19 protein-coding genes are annotated in these 15,590 nt (G+C 64.9%); 12 read left to right on the top strand and 7 right to left on the bottom strand.

The annotated features are described in order from the left end of the window. Positions 1-3 precede the first annotated feature (3 nt). The 4 genes from C1I89_RS26035 to C1I89_RS26020 are packed head-to-tail and all read left to right on the top strand — an operon-like array spanning position 4 to position 3,488. The gene (locus tag C1I89_RS26035) at positions 4-387 is read left to right on the top strand and encodes a Zn-ribbon domain-containing OB-fold protein (protein ID WP_102775275.1); all 384 of its coding nucleotides are present in this window, start codon (positions 4-6) and stop codon (positions 385-387) included. Next, entirely contained in the window at positions 384-1,535 is a 1,152-nt protein-coding gene (locus C1I89_RS26030; RefSeq protein ID WP_102775274.1) for a thiolase, read from the top strand. The genes C1I89_RS26035 and C1I89_RS26030 overlap by 4 nt, the downstream gene beginning before the upstream one ends. 7 nt (positions 1,536-1,542) lie before the next feature. Next, positions 1,543-2,412: a MaoC/PaaZ C-terminal domain-containing protein gene (locus C1I89_RS26025; RefSeq protein WP_102775273.1), complete on the top strand. Its 870-nt coding sequence runs from the start codon at positions 1,543-1,545 to the stop codon at positions 2,410-2,412. Next, positions 2,409-3,488, top strand: coding sequence for an NAD-dependent epimerase/dehydratase family protein (locus C1I89_RS26020; protein ID WP_102775272.1), 1,080 nt, complete (start codon positions 2,409-2,411; stop codon positions 3,486-3,488). Before C1I89_RS26025 ends, C1I89_RS26020 begins: the two co-directional genes overlap by 4 nt. A gap of 33 nt (positions 3,489-3,521) precedes the next feature. On the opposite strand, the gene C1I89_RS26015 is transcribed toward C1I89_RS26020, so the two are convergent. Both C1I89_RS26015 and C1I89_RS26010 read right to left on the bottom strand, forming a co-directional pair. Then, a complete protein-coding gene (locus C1I89_RS26015; RefSeq protein WP_102775271.1) occupies positions 3,522-4,493 on the bottom strand; it encodes a Bug family tripartite tricarboxylate transporter substrate binding protein in 972 nt (323 codons plus the stop codon). Positions 4,494-4,544: 51 nt separating this feature from the next. Continuing rightward, positions 4,545-5,561, bottom strand: coding sequence for a cyclase family protein (locus C1I89_RS26010; RefSeq protein WP_102775270.1), 1,017 nt, complete (start codon positions 5,559-5,561; stop codon positions 4,545-4,547). A 409-nt stretch (positions 5,562-5,970) separates the two neighbouring features. On the opposite strand from C1I89_RS26010, the gene C1I89_RS26005 reads away from it, so the two are divergent. Next, a complete protein-coding gene (locus C1I89_RS26005) occupies positions 5,971-6,234 on the top strand; it encodes a helix-turn-helix domain-containing protein (RefSeq protein WP_102775269.1) in 264 nt (87 codons plus the stop codon). A 1-nt stretch (position 6,235) separates the two neighbouring features. Next, positions 6,236-6,397 (top strand): hypothetical protein, encoded by a 162-nt coding sequence (locus C1I89_RS34660; protein WP_181391052.1) that lies wholly within the window; start codon positions 6,236-6,238, stop codon positions 6,395-6,397. 264 nt (positions 6,398-6,661) lie between these two features. Here the strand turns inward: C1I89_RS34660 and C1I89_RS26000 are convergent, their stop codons facing one another. Genes C1I89_RS26000 through C1I89_RS25985 form a run of 4 tightly spaced genes read right to left on the bottom strand, consistent with a single transcriptional unit; the run spans position 6,662 to position 9,734 of the window. Beyond that, entirely contained in the window at positions 6,662-7,012 is a 351-nt protein-coding gene (locus C1I89_RS26000; protein WP_102775268.1) for a rhodanese-like domain-containing protein, read from the bottom strand. A gap of 43 nt (positions 7,013-7,055) precedes the next feature. Continuing rightward, entirely contained in the window at positions 7,056-7,520 is a 465-nt protein-coding gene (locus C1I89_RS25995; RefSeq protein WP_102775267.1) for a chromate resistance protein ChrB domain-containing protein, read from the bottom strand. A gap of 22 nt (positions 7,521-7,542) precedes the next feature. Beyond that, entirely contained in the window at positions 7,543-8,742 is a 1,200-nt protein-coding gene (locus C1I89_RS25990) for a chromate transporter (RefSeq protein WP_102775266.1), read from the bottom strand. Positions 8,743-8,768: 26 nt separating this feature from the next. Then, positions 8,769-9,734, bottom strand: a complete 966-nt coding sequence (locus tag C1I89_RS25985) for a chromate resistance protein ChrB domain-containing protein (RefSeq protein WP_102775265.1) — start codon at positions 9,732-9,734, stop codon at positions 8,769-8,771. A gap of 130 nt (positions 9,735-9,864) precedes the next feature. Between C1I89_RS25985 and C1I89_RS25980 the strand changes: the two genes are divergently transcribed. From C1I89_RS25980 to rimO, 3 genes are all read left to right on the top strand, one after another. Continuing rightward, complete coding sequence (locus C1I89_RS25980; protein WP_102775264.1) at positions 9,865-10,143, top strand: metal-sensing transcriptional repressor; 279 nt, start codon at positions 9,865-9,867, stop codon at positions 10,141-10,143. Between the two features lie 11 nt (positions 10,144-10,154). After that, positions 10,155-11,300, top strand: coding sequence for a nickel/cobalt efflux transporter (locus C1I89_RS25975; protein ID WP_102775263.1), 1,146 nt, complete (start codon positions 10,155-10,157; stop codon positions 11,298-11,300). A gap of 334 nt (positions 11,301-11,634) precedes the next feature. Next, positions 11,635-12,963 carry a 30S ribosomal protein S12 methylthiotransferase RimO gene (gene rimO, locus C1I89_RS25970; protein WP_102775262.1) on the top strand — a complete coding sequence of 443 codons (1,329 nt, stop codon included), beginning with the start codon at positions 11,635-11,637 and terminating at the stop codon, positions 12,961-12,963. A gap of 16 nt (positions 12,964-12,979) precedes the next feature. Here the strand turns inward: rimO and C1I89_RS25965 are convergent, their stop codons facing one another. Then, positions 12,980-13,525, bottom strand: coding sequence for a ferritin-like domain-containing protein (locus tag C1I89_RS25965; protein ID WP_102775261.1), 546 nt, complete (start codon positions 13,523-13,525; stop codon positions 12,980-12,982). Between the two features lie 221 nt (positions 13,526-13,746). On the opposite strand from C1I89_RS25965, the gene C1I89_RS25960 reads away from it, so the two are divergent. Genes C1I89_RS25960 through C1I89_RS25950 form a run of 3 tightly spaced genes read left to right on the top strand, consistent with a single transcriptional unit; the run spans position 13,747 to position 15,586 of the window. Further along, positions 13,747-14,334, top strand: a complete 588-nt coding sequence (locus C1I89_RS25960; protein WP_102775260.1) for a TIGR00730 family Rossman fold protein — start codon at positions 13,747-13,749, stop codon at positions 14,332-14,334. Positions 14,335-14,360: 26 nt separating this feature from the next. Then, the gene (locus tag C1I89_RS25955; protein WP_102775259.1) at positions 14,361-14,927 is read left to right on the top strand and encodes a hypothetical protein; all 567 of its coding nucleotides are present in this window, start codon (positions 14,361-14,363) and stop codon (positions 14,925-14,927) included. A 32-nt stretch (positions 14,928-14,959) separates the two neighbouring features. Further along, complete coding sequence (locus C1I89_RS25950) at positions 14,960-15,586, top strand: HAD hydrolase-like protein (protein ID WP_102775258.1); 627 nt, start codon at positions 14,960-14,962, stop codon at positions 15,584-15,586. Positions 15,587-15,590 lie beyond the last annotated feature (4 nt).

The following is a 15,590-nucleotide window of genomic DNA, read 5'->3' as shown; positions in this document are numbered from 1 at the left end:
GACATGGCAAGCGACGCGCGTTTCGATGGGCCGGGACCTGACGCCCATCATCAGGCGGGCCTGCTGGAAGGCCGGATTCTGTTGCAGCACTGCGACGACTGCGCCAGCGTGCGGTTTCCGCCTGCCCTGGTGTGCCGGGCTTGCGGCAGTCCGCGATTGACGTGGCGGGAATCGCCCGGACTGGGCGTGGTGTATTCGACGACGACCGTACGCGACCGCGCCGGCGATTACAACGTGACGCTGGTCGAAGTGGAAGGCGGTGCCCGCATGATGACGCGCATCGAAGGCGCTTCCTCGCCCGCGATCGGCCTGCCTGTCCGCGCCCGCATCGTTTCCGGCGATGACGGCGCCTACGTCGTGTTCGACGCCGCAGGAGAACGCCCATGAGCGCCCGCCTGCGTGGCCGCTGCGCGATCGCGGGGATCGGCAACACCCGACGCTGGAATTCCCCCGATCGTTCGCCCTTCGACCAACTGCAGGAAGCGGCGGTCCTGGCGCTGGAGGATTGCGGACTGGGACTGCGCGACGTCGACGGCCTTTACTGCGCCATGTCCACGTCCGGGCTGCCCGTGCTCAACGTGGCCGAGCGCCTGGGCATCCGCCCGCGCCAGGCCGACGGCACCATGGTGGGCGGCGCATCGTTCCTTTTCCACCTCCAATCGGCCATGGCCGCGCTGGAGACAGGCCTTTGCGACGTGGCATTGATCTGCTACGGCTCGAATCAGCTGACGGCCGGCGGCAAGCTGGCCTCCATGCCCGATCCGCAGCCCTACGAAACGCCGTTCTCGCCGCGCTATCCGATTTCCAGCTATGCGCTCGCGGCCGCCCGGCACATGCACCAATACGGAACTACCCGCGAACAGCTGGCCGACGTGGCGGTGGCGGCCCGCCTGTGGGCGCAGCGCAATCCCGACGCCTACGCGCGCGGCGCGCTCACACGCGACGACGTGCTGGCCTCGCGCATGATCAGCGACCCGCTCAGCAAGGCGGACTGTTGCCTGGTAACCGACGGCGGCGCGGCCGTGGTGCTGGTCAGCGCGGAACGGGCGCGCGATCTGCGCCGGCCGCCCGTTTACATACTGGGAACGGGCGTGGCGGTCAGCCACCGCCAGATCTCGGCGATGCCGGATCTGTCCACCACCTGCGCGGTCGAGTCCGGACAGCGTGCGTACGCCATGGCCGGGCTGTCGGCGCGCGATATCGACCACGTGATGCTCTATGACGCCTTCACCATCAATACCATTCTGTTCCTGGAGGATCTGGGCTTCTGCGCCAAGGGCGAAGGCGGAAGCTTCGTCGCCGGCGGCGCGATCGCGCCCGGGGGCAGGCTGGCGGTGAATACCAATGGCGGCGGCCTCTCCTGCAATCATCCCGGCATGTATGGCTTGTTCACCCTGCTGGAGTCGGTGCAGCAACTGCGCGGCGAGGCGGGCGAACGGCAAGTGCCGGATGCCCGCGTCTCGCTGGCGCATGCCAACGGCGGCGTGCTGTCCAGCCAGGCCACGGCCATCCTCGGCACCGCCGACACCTTGTGAGGCCCGCATGCCCATCGATCCAGAAGCGCTGCTGGCCGCGCGCATCCCCGACTCCGTTCAGCAGTACGGCTGGCGCGACTGCGTGCTCTATGCGCTCGCGCTCGGCGCCGGCATGCATCCGGCCGACGAGGCGGATCTCGCCTTCGTCGACGAAACCCGCCTGAAGGTCCAGCCCACCCTGGTCAATGTGCTGGCCGATCCCGGCTTCTGGCTGCGCGACCTGCCGCTGGGCCTGGATTGGCGGCGCACGGTGCATGGCGAGCAGTCCATCCGGCTGCACCGGCCGCTCGCCGCCCAGGGGCGGGTCAGGAGCGCGACGCGCATCGTCGACCTGGCCGACAAGGGGCCAGGCAAAGGCGCCTTGCTGTACGCCGAGCGCGATCTATTCGACATGGAGGATGGCGCGTTGGTGGCCACCATGCAGCAGACCGTGTTCTGCCGCGGCGATGGCGGCTTCGGCGGCGCGCCATCGGTGCGCCCGGCGCCTGCGCCCTTGCCCGAGCGCGAGCCCGATCAGCGCACCGAATGCCCGACCTCGCCGCAGGCAGCGCTCATCTACCGCCTTTCGGCCGACCTGAACCCGCTGCACATCGATCCCGCGGCCGCGCGCGCGGCTGGATTCGACCGTCCCATCCTGCACGGCATGGCAAGTTTCGGCGTGGCCGGGCATGGCCTGGTGCGCCTGTGCTGCGGCGGCGCGCCGGAACGGTTACGCGCCATGAGCGGCCGGTTTCGCGCGCCGGTCTATCCCGGCGAGACGCTGCGGCTGGACGTGTGGCAGGACGAACCCGGGCGGGCGCGCTTTTGCGCCGTGGTGGCCGAACGCGACGCGATAGCCATCGATAACGGCGCATTGGAATTCGGAGCAGGCCAATGACAGCGAGAAAAGTGCTGGTGGTGGGCGCCCTCGGGGTGGTGGGCCGGGCCGTCATGGAGCATATGGGGGGCAGGCCGGGCATACAGTGCGCGGGGCTGTCGCGCCGCACGGCCGACTTCGCGCCGGAAGCGACCTGGATTTCGGCGGACCTCCGGGACGCCGACGCGACGCGGCGGGCCCTGGCCGGCCACCGCGACACGACCCACCTGGTCTACGCCGCCCTGAATGAGCAGGCTGACCTGCTCAAAGGCTGGCGGGACCCGGACAATGTCGCCCTCAACACGCGGATGCTGGCCAACACGCTGTCGGCGCTGGACGGCGCGCCCCTCGCGCACGTAACCCTGTTGCAGGGGACCAAGGCATACGGCGTGCATAACGGCCAGATGAGGCACGTTCCGGCGCGCGAGCAGGACGCCGTGCGCGACCACGCGAACTTCTATTTCGACCAGCAGGACCTGGTGGCCGAACTGGCGCGGCGGCGGGGATTCGGCTGGACGATCTTCCGCCCCCAGATCGTGCTTGGGGTTGCCCTGGGCAGCGCCATGAATCCGGTCGCCACGCTGGGAGCGTACGCGGCGCTGTTGCGCGAGGCCGGGCAGCCGCTGGCCTACCCGGGACATCCGGAGCTGCTGACGGAGTGTACTGACGCGCGCCTGATCGCCCGGGCGGTCGAATGGGCCTGGGACGCGCCGCAGGCCTCGGGCGAAGCGTTCAATATCGCCAATGGCGACGTGATCGTCTGGCGCCAGCTGTTCGAACGCCTGGCGGAGTTCTTCGACATGCCGCTGGGAGAGCCGGTGCGCACCCGCATGCGCGAAGCCATGCCGGGCGAAGCCCGGGCGTGGCGCGGGATCGCGCGGCGCGAACGGCTGCGGGTGGAGGAACTTTCGGACCTTATCGGGCTGTCGTGGCAGTACGCCGATGCGACATGGTCGGCGCAACATCCGCTGCCGCTGCCCCCGCTCGTATCGACCATCAAGCTGCGCCAGGCGGGTTTCGGCGACTGCATCGATAGCGAGGAGGCGGTGCTCGATCATCTGCGCGCAATGCAGGCGCTGGGTTATCTGCCGCGCTGAACGGGGCGCCGCCGGGGCGCCCCGTCCCTGCGCCTACTGCACGGGCGGGATATTCAGTTTCTCGATGAGATCGCCCCAACGCCGGCTTTCGCGCAGGGTGATCTCCCGCAGCTCTTCCGGACTGCTGCTGCGCGGCTGATTGCCGATCTGCTGCATGGTCTTGACGAATTGCGGCGATGCCGTGATCTTGCGCAATGCGCCGTTCAGCTTTTCCACCACCGCGGGCGGCGTGCCGGCCGGCGCAAACACCGCGTACCAGGTTTCCCCGACGATCTCCGGATAGCCCAGTTCGGCGAACGTGGGCACGTCGGGCAACAACGGCTGGCGCTGCGGACTCAACACGGCGAGCGCCCGATACTGCCCCGCCCGCACGTTCGGCACCGCGCTGGTGAGCGCCTCCACGTTGGAATCGACCACGCCGCCGATCATGTCCACGGTCGCCGGGGCGGCGCCCTTGTAGTGCACCTGGGTCACCTCCACGCCCATGCCGGTTGCGGCCAGCTCGCCCAGCAGGTGCACCATGCTGCCCAGCCCATTGGTGGCATTGTTGATCTTGCCGGGATGGGCCTTGGCGTAGGCGGCGTAATCGGCCACGGTCCGGGCCGGAAAGTCCTTCTTCACCACGAAGGCGAACGGCACCGTTGCAACGGCCGAGACCGGCGCGAAGTCGTCCAGCGTGTACGACATCTGCGTCATCAGGTGCGGCGTGACGGTGAAGGTGCTGCCGGACGACAGCAGCAAGGTGTAGCCGTCCTTGGGCGCGCGGGCCACGAAGGTGGCGCCGATCATGCTGGACGCGCCGGCCTTGTTGTTCACGACGAACGTTCCGCCCAGTTCCTCGCCCAGCTGCATGGCGAGCTGCCGGCCCACCACATCGCTGGTGCCCCCGGGCGGGAAAGGGATGACGAGCGTTACCGGTTTGTCGGGATAACCCGGGGCGGCGTGCGCCAGCGGCGCGAGGCTGGCCAGGACCGCGAGGGTCCAGGCCGGAATGCGAGCGAGCATTGCGGTCTCCGAATAAAAGCAATTGAAAGCCGGGCATCCCGCCCGGCGGAGTCAGACGGTGGCGACTGGCGTGACGGGCGAACCCACCGCGCCGGGCAGGCGCAGGGGCGGCGCGGTCAACAGGAAAGTGCTGCGCCCATGCTCGCGCAGCCATTGCGCCAGCTCGGCGAAGTACCAGAGCTCACCCAGATGCAGCCCCAGCTTGAACAGGCAGTGCGCATGCAAGGGCAGGCCCGGGTAGTGCTCGCCCTTGCCCGGCGTGGCCGGATACGCCTCTACCGCAAAGTTGTCGGCGCAGATCGCCACGATGCCGGAATCGGTAATCCATTGCAGCAACCGCTCATCCCGGCCGTCGAGCACGGCGCAGGAGCGCGCCAGGACTTCCCCGTCGGGCTGCTTGTTCATTTCGAGGACCAGGTCGGCGAAACCCGTATAAAGACAAAGAAAGTCGCCCGGCAACACCGTGACGCCCTCCAGGGCCGCCATGAGCTCGTCATAGCCGACCAGGGCGCGCTCGCGCCCGTAGCGGCGTTCCAGATCGACCATCACCCCCCGCCCCTGCACGCCGGCGGTCGCCATGCGCTCGATGCCGATGGCCTTGGCCCCCAGGCCGCTCTTGGCGTCGTCCGGACCGACCACCTCCAGGCCGCCCCGGTAGCCGTTGTAATAGACCTTTTCGGGAAGGCCGTCGCCATTGGCGTCGAACATCTGCCCGACATGGCCCAGTCCGTCCCATTGGGTCGAGTACTGCAGGAACATCAGCACCGCATCGTCGGAGACGACGTCGTTGAAGCAGGGACAGACCTGCGACAGGCGGTAGTTGTAGTTATAGCCATCGCCGCGCCTGTCGTAAGAGAACTGCGGTTCGCGGCGATGCTGGAACAAGGTGTTCCCGCCGGGATAGTCGAGCGGCAGGCTGAGGCAGAAGGCCAAGCCTTCCTGAACCTCGCGAAATGCGTGCAAGCGGGTTTGCGGGGTCAGCAGATTCATGCGGCCGATTTGGTCGTCGGGGCCGAAATCGCCCCAATTCGACCCCTCCGGACGCTGCTTCCAACGTGGGGTATCCATATTTCCAGACATCCTTGCCATGGGTTGGTGAGCCGGTGAGTGAACCCTACGCGCGCCTGTCTCCTGCGTGGTCACTTTCTGGGTAGAACATACTATGCAGTATCTATATAAGTCAATGCGAGGGCATACCCTAGGAAATTACCCTTAATAAATAGGTATTTATAAGAATAAATGGACGCTATCACAAAGGTACCTATAGGTATCTTTAGGCTTGCCAGCGGCCGCTTCTGCCCAGGGCAGACGCCCGCTCGCGCGCACGGGCCGATCGGCGGCGCCGTTGCGCGCCCCTCAAATGCGCGCCTACGGCAATGCCGTATAATCACGCCCTACCCCTCGTCGCCTTCCCCGGCACGACGGTCTGTATCCCTGGGCGGCCGCAGCCAGGCGCCGCCCGACCTTCGAACGAGTCATGAAAAAAGCAGCCCCACCGGCACATGCCGCCCGGTGGCAGCCGTCGCGCATCAGCGAAGCACGCAGCCGCGTCGGCCTGCCCCAGGCGGATTTCGCGGAACTGCTGGGCGTCAGCGTGCGTACCCTGCAGGACTGGGAACAGGGCCGCCGCAACCCTTCGGGCGCGGCCAAGACCCTGTTGCGCGTCGCCATCCTGCACCCGGAAACACTGCGCGACCTGCCGCCCTGGCATGCGGACGACACGAACACTACGGTGAACTAGATTGGAAATTCAGGAAAAATCCCGGGCCGGCAAAGGCTCCGTCAACGCTGACGTCAAGGCGCCCGCGAACGAAACCGGCAAGCAACTGGGCGACGCGATCGCCGCGGCCGCCGCAGACGGCCGCGTGCCGCGCGTGGGGTTCGTGTCGCTCGGCTGCCCGTAGGCGAGCCCAACTAAACCGTTAGCGCGGCACTCGACAAAAGTGAAGCGGGCTTCCGGGACTCAGCGCGTTGCTAGGATGGATGTCGAAGTCTCATATCGAACGATCCGAGAGGATAAGAGTTATTGCCTCACCTGCTATTTTTGCGCACCCTTCCAGTGACGACTTTGGGTCGAATCCTGGCATCGAGCAGATACCGCTTCCGGCCAGTAGCAGTCGTTATGGATTCCCCCCAGACATCTTAGGCAACGCCGATTGGGACGATGGTCACGGAATGCCGGCTGGTTGGTCGTGAACTTTGATTGATTCCACACTCTGCCCAGTCGAACGCCAGGCCTCTATTCCTCCGAGCAAATACCTAGCGTCGATGCCCATTGCACAAAGGGTGGCAGCCAGCCCCTGGCTTAGCTCGTGACCGTGGGCGCAATAGATGATGACGGGCTGCGTAGCCGGTACGGTGTCCTTCCATTCCAGCCACAAAGCGGGATCGAGCCATTGGCCATTGGCAATCGCCACGCCATCCTCCTTGCGCCTGAGCTTGCGGCGCACATCTATTAACGTATGGGGAAATTCGGCATTACGCCAGAGCGCAAGTTCGGGAACAGATATGCTTTGCATGAGGATCTCCCAAAGATGTTGTTGCTCAGCCTGGGATCGCGCCTTATGCCGTCGGCATCGCCGGTGGCCATCGATGCGTTTCTCCTTGGCACGACTGACACCATGCGTACAGGGCGTCGTACATGACCATGCCATGGCCGAGCATGACGTGGTCGTCGGTGTAAAGGTGCGACAAGCCCAGCGACAGTGCGTACAGTCCGCCTGACTGCGGGGTCAGATCCAAGCGCGAAGTGTCGGCGCCGCGCACGATGCCGGCCAGTTGCTGCAACGCCGGGTTATCTGCTAACCGGTACTTATCGAGAAAGGCGTCGAAACTGCACAGTTCTCCGACATGCGATAGTTCCACGCCTGGGATGTCGTAGGGAATCGCGGCAGCTTCCTTGGCAATGCGTAGAACGTCGCCTGCCGGCACGTAGAGAAACTCTGGCGTTTCGTCGATAAAACGGGCGATTAGCCACGGGCAGGCGATGCGGTCGATCTTGGGCCGTTCACGAGTGATCCATTGCATGATGGGCTCCTGGGAAAAGAAGTTAGTGCACCAGCGGATAAACCGCCAAGCCAATCAACGCCGCGCCAGCAACGATCATCGGCTCGGACAGTTTCTTGAATCGCAACAGCAACAGCACTGCTCCTATTGCCAACATCAATGTCGGCACATCGATGATCGTGCGTCGGGCGATAACGATGACCGCGCCCACGATGGCGCCGATCGCTGCGGCCGTCACGCCATCAACGAATGCGAGAATACTGGGCAGCTTTCCGTACTTCTTGAAGTATGGCGCTGGAATGATGGTGAACAGATAACAAGGCAAAAAGGTGGCCAAGGCCGCCACACAGGCCCCGGGAAATCCGGCGACCAAGTAGCCGATGAAGCCCACGGTGATGACCACGGGTCCGGGCGTGATCATGGCTACCGCCACAGCATCGACGAACTGCTTGTCGTTGAGCCACTGGAAGTCGGTGACCACGCCGCCATATAAAAATGGCACGATGGCCAGCCCTGAGCCGAAGACGAAAGCCCCAGCCTTGACGAAGAACACGCCGATCTGCCAGAGCAGTGGCCAGTCCAGCATGCTCAGCGTAGCCCCGGCTGGCACGGAAACCGCTGCGGCGGCCGACAGATGCCCGGACTTCAGCCACTTGGGTGGCGCGCGCCAAAACCAGACAATCAGGCCGGCCGCGAGAAAAAGCCAAGCGATTTCAGATTCGGTGATGACAGTGACGACGGCCAGCGCTAGATAGATGGCCCACAACAGTTTGTCCTTGCCCACGCTCTTGGTGGTGAGCTTGTAGCCGCTGATGGCAATGATGCCGATCACGGCGGCACTCACACCGTAGAACACCGCTTGCATCCACGTCAGGCCGCCGAAACGCACGTATGCCCATCCCAGGGCCACGACCATGAAGAACGATGGCAGCACGAAGGCGATTCCCACGAGCGTGGCGCCGAGAATACGGTAATGCACGTAACCGAGGTAGATAGCGAGCTGCGCGGCCAGAGGGCCAGGCGCGAGTTGGGCGAGCGCCAAGCCTTCCTTATAGTCGCCGTCGGTAATCCAGCTTCGCCTGTCCACCAGATCGCGATGCATATACCCGGCCAGGGCAACCGGGCCACCGAAGCCCAGCGTCCCCAGTCGGATGAAATACCAGACGAGTTGCCAGATGGTATAGGCTGGTTGCGAGACGAGTGGCGCCGCGCTATCACTGGCGGATTCTTGAGTGGGGTTCATGGTTGCGCACTTGAACGGAAAAGAGATCAGGCCTTACGCCGACTGGAGAAGTGGGCGTACAGGGAGTCCAGCACAGTGCCGACTTCGGCCAGCAATGCGTCGTCATCGGGCAGGCGTTTGCGCGCGCCGGCCAGCATGGCCTCGAAGCCGGCAGCCTCCGGCGCAGGGGCGCCGCCTACGTCGAGCGCATGCACCATTGCGCCGAGGCGCGTGAGGCCACGGTTCTCGTCCAAGCCGAAGCTGGTGAGCAGGACCTCGAACGACACCTTGTCGCCCACGTGCGTGAAGGTGGCGCCGTCGAAATCGAAGCCCAGGGCATCGGCGGGACACTCCGTCGGGGTCTCTAGCCATAGAAAGCGCGCGGACGGGTCAATGAAGCGCTGGATCAGCCACGCGCACGCAACGCGGTCCACCCAGATATGGCGCCGGGTCGCCCAGAGCCGTCCCCGGTGATGCATGGCGTCGCGGCGTGCGATGCCTCCCTGGGCTGCGTGGGGCTCGCCGGGCGACAGGAGGGCTTCGATGGCATTGGCGAAATCGCGCTGCTGCGCCTGCGCGCGCAACGAGGTTTCAGCCGGGAAGAAATCGATCCGGCGCAACTCCTGGTAGCTGCGATCGTAACGGCGCAACAGGCGGTTCAGTTCCGCCGGGCTCAAAGCGGCCAGTGTCTGGCGCGCCTGGGCCAGTTCCGCCAGCCAGACATCGTAGTCGGCCGAGCGGTCGAACAGGGCCTGAAACGAGGCGGACTCGTCGTTGTCCTGGGCCTGGACCCGCAGCAGCCAGGCCTGGCCGCCTTCCTCGCTTGTTTCGGTAGCCAGGTAGGCAAGCTGGGAGGCCTGCTCGGCGTGCGCAGGCAGCAGATAGGCGCCGTCGCGCAAGGCGGCGCAGCCCAGGGCCTTGAGCTTGCGCCAAATGCGCATGCGGGCCGTAGCGCCGCCGGTGGGTAGGCTGACGATAAGCAGCAACCAGGAGGATGCGAGTGGGGTGTCCATGGGGAGCAGAATAAGAAAGCGTTGCGATCTCTGCAATCATGTAGAGATCACTACAGCAGTCTTCTGGTTTTCCCCGAATGTCAGCGTGGTTTCTTGGATCATATCCCCCCGGGGGGGATATGATTGCAACATGAACAAACCCGACCCTCATCATCATCACGACGCCGTAGCCAAACGTCTAAAGCGGGCGGAAGGACATTTGCGCAGCATTCTGTCGATGATGGAAGAACACCGTCCCTGTCTTGAGCTGGCCCAGCAGTTGCATGCCGTCGAGCGTGCAATTTCCCAAGCCAAGAAGACCCTCATTCAAGACCATATCGACCACTGCCTCCAGGATGCGGTGGGCGAACTGGACGAGGACAGGCAGCGGGCGATCGACGAGTTCAAAGAAATCACCAAGTACCTCTAAGAACGCTATCCATGTTGTCGTTTTCCGAACTGATCGCCCAGGGTGCGTCGCACGCCTGGCTGTTTATTCCAAGCGCCATTCTGCTGGGCGCGCTGCACGGGCTGGAGCCCGGCCATTCCAAGACGATGATGGCTGCGTTCATCGTCGCGATCCGGGGCTCGGTGGGGCAGGCGGTGCTGCTGGGCATCACCGCGACCATTTCGCATACTTTGATCGTGTGGGGGATCGGCCTGGGCGGCATGTATCTCTGGCGCGGGGTCGCAGCGGAGGAACTGGAGCCCTATTTCCAGCTGGCGTCCGGGATCATCATCGTGCTGATCGCGGCGTGGATGTTCTGGCGGACCTGGCGGGATCAGCATGGCGCGAGCCATGACCACGATCACGGCCACAGCCACGGGTATGACGGCCACTCCCACGGCGCGGAGCGCCACGAGATCAATACCGGACACGGTGTAGTCGCGCTGGAGGTGTTCGAGGGCGGACTTGCGCCGCGCTGGAGGCTGGCCAGCCTGCGGGGCAGGAACTGGCTGGCGCAGGACGTTTCCGTGACGACGGAAAGGGTCGACGGGACGCGCCATGAATTCCGTTTCGTGCAGAAGGACGGCTATCTGGAGTCGCTCGAGGAAATTCCCGAACCACACGAGTTCATGGCGCGCCTGGCCCTGGGCCATGGCGGGCACGTCCACAGCTATGACATCGCTTTCATGGAGCCGGACGAGCAGCAGCATGACCACCTCCATGACGAGCTGCGAGGGCTGGATGTGGCGGGCGAGGGATACCAAGATGCGCACGAGTTAGCGCATGCCAATGACATCCGACGGCGTTTCACGAACCGGAACGTGACCAACTGGCAGATCGCCTTGTTCGGCTTGACCGGCGGGCTGATTCCGTGCCCGGCGGCGATTACGGTGCTCTTGTTGTGCCTCCAGTTGAAGGAGTTCACGCTGGGCGCCGTGCTGGTGCTGTGCTTCTCGATCGGGCTGGCCATCACGCTGGTGACGGTTGGAGCCGTCGCGGCGCTCAGCGTGCGTCAGGTCAACAAGCGCGCTCCATGGTTTAGCGCGGTGGCCCAGCGGGCGCCTTATCTCTCAAGCCTGCTGATCATCGCTGTGGGCATTTACGTGGGGATGATCGGATGGCATGGCATCCGCGGGTAGTGTCAGAGCCAGACCTCTAGGCTCAATGACTGCTTTGGGTCGGCAGCTGCCGGTCACTAACGGCGGCGCACGGTCTCTGCCCTAGCTGTGACCGGCGTCGTTACGTCCCTGAATTTATGCTGGCAAAAGCCCGCGGCCACTCGGATGCACCTACGGACACCTTTAATGCCGACGTGGATACATCCGCCCGGAAGGAAATTTACGGCATATTTGCCTGATCGGATGTCGGTCGCGTTGAACAGTTAGAATTTCGTAGTCTATGTGTCGCCTAGGGCAACTTTTGCACACCTTTGAGGCCCCAAGCCTCGTCCCCAAATAACACTCAATGATATCAATGACATACAAAACCCAATCACCAAAAGTGGGGTTTATTAGCCTTGGCTGCCCGAAAGCGCTGGTCGATTCCGAACGCATCCTGACCCAGCTGCGCACCGAAGGCTACCAGGTCACGCCCGACTACGATGACGCCGACGTGGTGGTGGTCAATACCTGCGGGTTCATCGACAGCGCCAAGGCGGAGTCGCTGGAAGCGATCGGCGAGGCGCTGGCCGAGAACGGCAAGGTCATCGTGACCGGCTGCATGGGCGTGGAGGAATCGGTGATCCGCGACGTGCACCCCAGCGTGCTGGCGGTGACCGGGCCGCAACAGTACGAAGAGGTCGTGCGCGCCGTGCACGAGGCCGCGCCGCCCAGGAAGGACCACAACCCCTACCTGGACCTGGTGCCGCCGCAGGGCGTGAAGCTCACGCCGCGCCACTACGCCTATCTGAAGATTTCGGAAGGCTGCAACCACCGCTGCAGTTTCTGCATCATTCCGTCGATGCGCGGCGACCTGGTCAGCCGGCCGGTGGGCGACGTGCTCAACGAGGCCGAGCGCCTGGTCAAGGCCGGCGTGAAGGAACTGCTGGTGATTTCGCAGGACACCAGTGCCTACGGCGTGGACGTGAAGTACCGCAGCGGCTTCTGGAACGGCCGGCCGGTGAAGACGCGCATGACCGAACTCTGTACGGCCTTGTCCGAGATGGGCGTGTGGACGCGCCTGCACTACGTCTATCCGTATCCGCACGTGGACGAGGTGATTCCGCTGATGGCCGAAGGCAAGATCCTGCCGTACCTGGACATCCCGTTCCAGCACGCCAGCCCGCGCATCCTCAAGGCCATGAAGCGCCCGGCCTTCGAAGACAAGACGCTGGCGCGCATCAAGCGCTGGCGCGAGATCTGCCCGGACCTGACGATCCGTTCGACCTTCATCGTCGGTTTCCCCGGGGAAACCGAAGAGGACTTCCAGTATCTGCTGGACTGGATGCAGGAAGCGCAGCTGGACCGCGTGGGCTGCTTCCAGTATTCACCGGTGGAAGGCGCGCCCGCCAACCAGCTGGCCGACCCGGTGCCCGACGAGGTCAAGCAGGAGCGCTGGGAGCGCTTCATGGAGCTGCAGCAGTCCATCTCGGCCGCCCGCCTGAAACGCAAGGTGGGCCGCGAGATCGACGTGCTGATCGACGAAGTGGACGAGGACGGCGCCGTGGGCCGCAGCGCCGGCGACGCGCCGGAGATCGACGGCTGCGTCTACGTGAGCGCCGAGCGCCCGCTGAAGGCGGGCGACATGGTGCGCGCGCGCGTCACCGATTCGGACGAATACGACCTCTGGGCCGACGCCCTCTGACGGCGCGCGCCGCCGTTCAACGCTTGGCCAGGAAGTCCGACATGTCGTCGGCATGCTCCTCTTCCACGGCCAGGATCTCTTCAAGAAGGCGGCGCGTGGTGGAGTCCTGCTCGCCGATGTACTCGATCATCTGGCGATAGCTGTCGATGGCGATACGTTCGGCGATCAGGTTCTCCTTGATCATGTCCACCAGCGTAGTGCCTTCGACGTACTCGGAATGGCTGCGGTCGAGCAGGCCCTTGGGCGACAGGTTGGGCTCGCCGCCCAGCTGCACGATGCGTTCGCACAGCCGGTCGGCGTGTTCCTGTTCCTGCGTGGCGTGTTCGGCGAATTCGGCGGCGACGGGTTCGGCGTTCAGGCCGCGCGCCATGAAGTAGTGGCGCTTGTAGCGCAGCACACAGACGATTTCGGTGGCCAGCGCCTCGTTGAGCAGCTTGAGCACGGTCTGCCGGTCGGCGCGGTAGGTGTCGGTGACGGCGCCGGATTCGATGTCCTGGCGGGCCTTGGCGCGTATGGCCTTGACGTCCATGTCGAACGGGCGGGTACGGGTTGCTTGTTCCATATCGTGGCTCCTCTTGGGTTAAGTGAAAGCGCTGCGACCTGGGGCTTCCAGTCGATCCGTAGCTCCCAGTCTACCGATCGTGGCGGAACATGCTGTGTCGAAACATTGCCCCTGGCCCCGAATACGGCGGCGGCCGGGATGCTTCGGGAACCTTGCGTAAACTATGGGCTTCCCGAAAACCCGTGACGCAATCTGTAACGGGACAGCGTCGCCCGAACCCTATGACTCTGAAGAACATTTGCGTGTATTGCGGCTCCAACCCCGGATCGCGGCCGGACTACATCGAGCAGGCCCGCGTGCTGGCCCGGGAGCTGGTCAAGCGCGATCTAGGGCTGGTGTACGGCGGATCGGTGGTCGGCATCATGGGCGTGGTGGCCAATGAAGTGCTGGCCGGCGGCGGCCGCGTGATCGGCGTGATCCCGGAACTGCTGCAGAAAAAGGAACAGGCGCACCGCGGCCTGACCGAGCTGCACCTGGTGCAGAGCATGCACGAGCGCAAGGCCATGATGATGGAGAAGGCCGATGGATTCATCGCGCTGCCCGGCGGCGCCGGCACGCTGGAAGAATTCTTCGAGGTCTGGACCTGGGCGCAGCTGAACATGCACCAAAAGCCCTGCGGCCTGCTGAACACGGCGGGCTATTACGACGCGCTGGTCCGGTTCGTGGACCACGCCGTCGACGAGGAATTCATCCGCCCCCAGCATCGCGACATGCTGGTGGTGGAATCCGACCCCGCCCTGCTGCTGGACCGCTACGCCATCTACGAGCCGCCCAACGTCTCGAAGTGGTTCGACCCGGTCAAGGCCTGACGCCCCCATTCATGGAAGCTCTTGCGATGTCCCCCGCTACATTGCCCCCCGCCAGCACCGAATCCGTCTTGCGCGACTATTTCCACGCCAAGGACGAGAACCGCCCGCACTACATGGCGCGCGCGTTCGCGCCGGACGCGGTGCTGAAGATGGCGCTGCGCACGCAGGCCATCGCCTTTCCGCCGGAATCGCACGGCCTGGCGGCCATCGCCGACACGCTGGTGCGCAAGTTCGGCCAGACCTACGAGAACGTCTACACCTTCTATCTGTCGCGGCCCGAGGCCGGCGCGCAGCTGCCGGGCTACCGCTGCGACTGGATCGTCGGCATGACCGAAAAGGCCAGCGGCAACGTGCGCGTGGGCTGTGGCCGCTATGACTGGGAATTCCAGCCGCAGCCCTACCGCGCCTCCAGCCTGGTCATCACCATCGAGACCATGGTGACGCTGCCCGCCGCCGACGCCGACGCGGTCTTCGGCTGGCTGCTGGCGCTGGACTATCCGTGGACCGACGCGGCCCGCGTCGTGGCCGGCGCCCCGCCGCTGGAAGCCCTGGCGCCGGTCGTGCACTACCTCCTCCACCCCGACGGCGTCTGACGCCGGCGCCGGACGCGCACTGGACCCTGCACTTGAAATACGACCTCGCCGCTTTCGACTTCGACGGAACCCTGGCCGACACCATGCCCTGGTTCAATTCCATCCTCAACACGGTGGCCGACAAATACGGCTTTCGCAAGATCGACGCCGCCGAGCGCGACCAGCTGCGCCACCGCGAGGCCGCCGAGATCCTGAAGTACCTCGGCATTCCGCTGTGGAAGCTGCCGGCCATCATGGCCCACGTGCGCACGCTGATGCAGGAGATCGACCCCAGCGTGCAGCTGTTCGACGGCATCCCGGACGCGCTGGCGCGGCTGAAGGCGGCCGGGCTGCGCCTGGCCGTGGTCAGCTCGAATTCCATCGAGAACGTGCGGCGCGTGCTGGGCGAGCAGACCGCTGCGCTGTTCGACGATTTCGAATGCGGCACCGACCTGTTCGGCAAGTCCGCCAAGATCGACCGCCTGCTCAGGCAGCACGGCACCGCGCCGGAACGCTTCCTGCTGGTGGGCGACGAAATGCGCGACATCGACGCCGCCCGCAAGGCGGGCGTGCGCGTCGGCTCCGTCGCCTGGGGTTATAACCACGTCGAGGCGCTGCGCGAGCGCAGCCCCGACGAGCTGTTCCTGACTGTCGCCGACCTGCCCGCCACCCTGGCCTGAACCG

This window comes from Achromobacter pulmonis (assembly GCF_002885955.2).
GTDB classification, from domain to species: domain Bacteria; phylum Pseudomonadota; class Gammaproteobacteria; order Burkholderiales; family Burkholderiaceae_B; genus Achromobacter; species Achromobacter pulmonis_A.
Note: the sequence above shows the minus strand (reverse complement) of the source record. Positions and strands in the feature narration are given on the sequence as shown.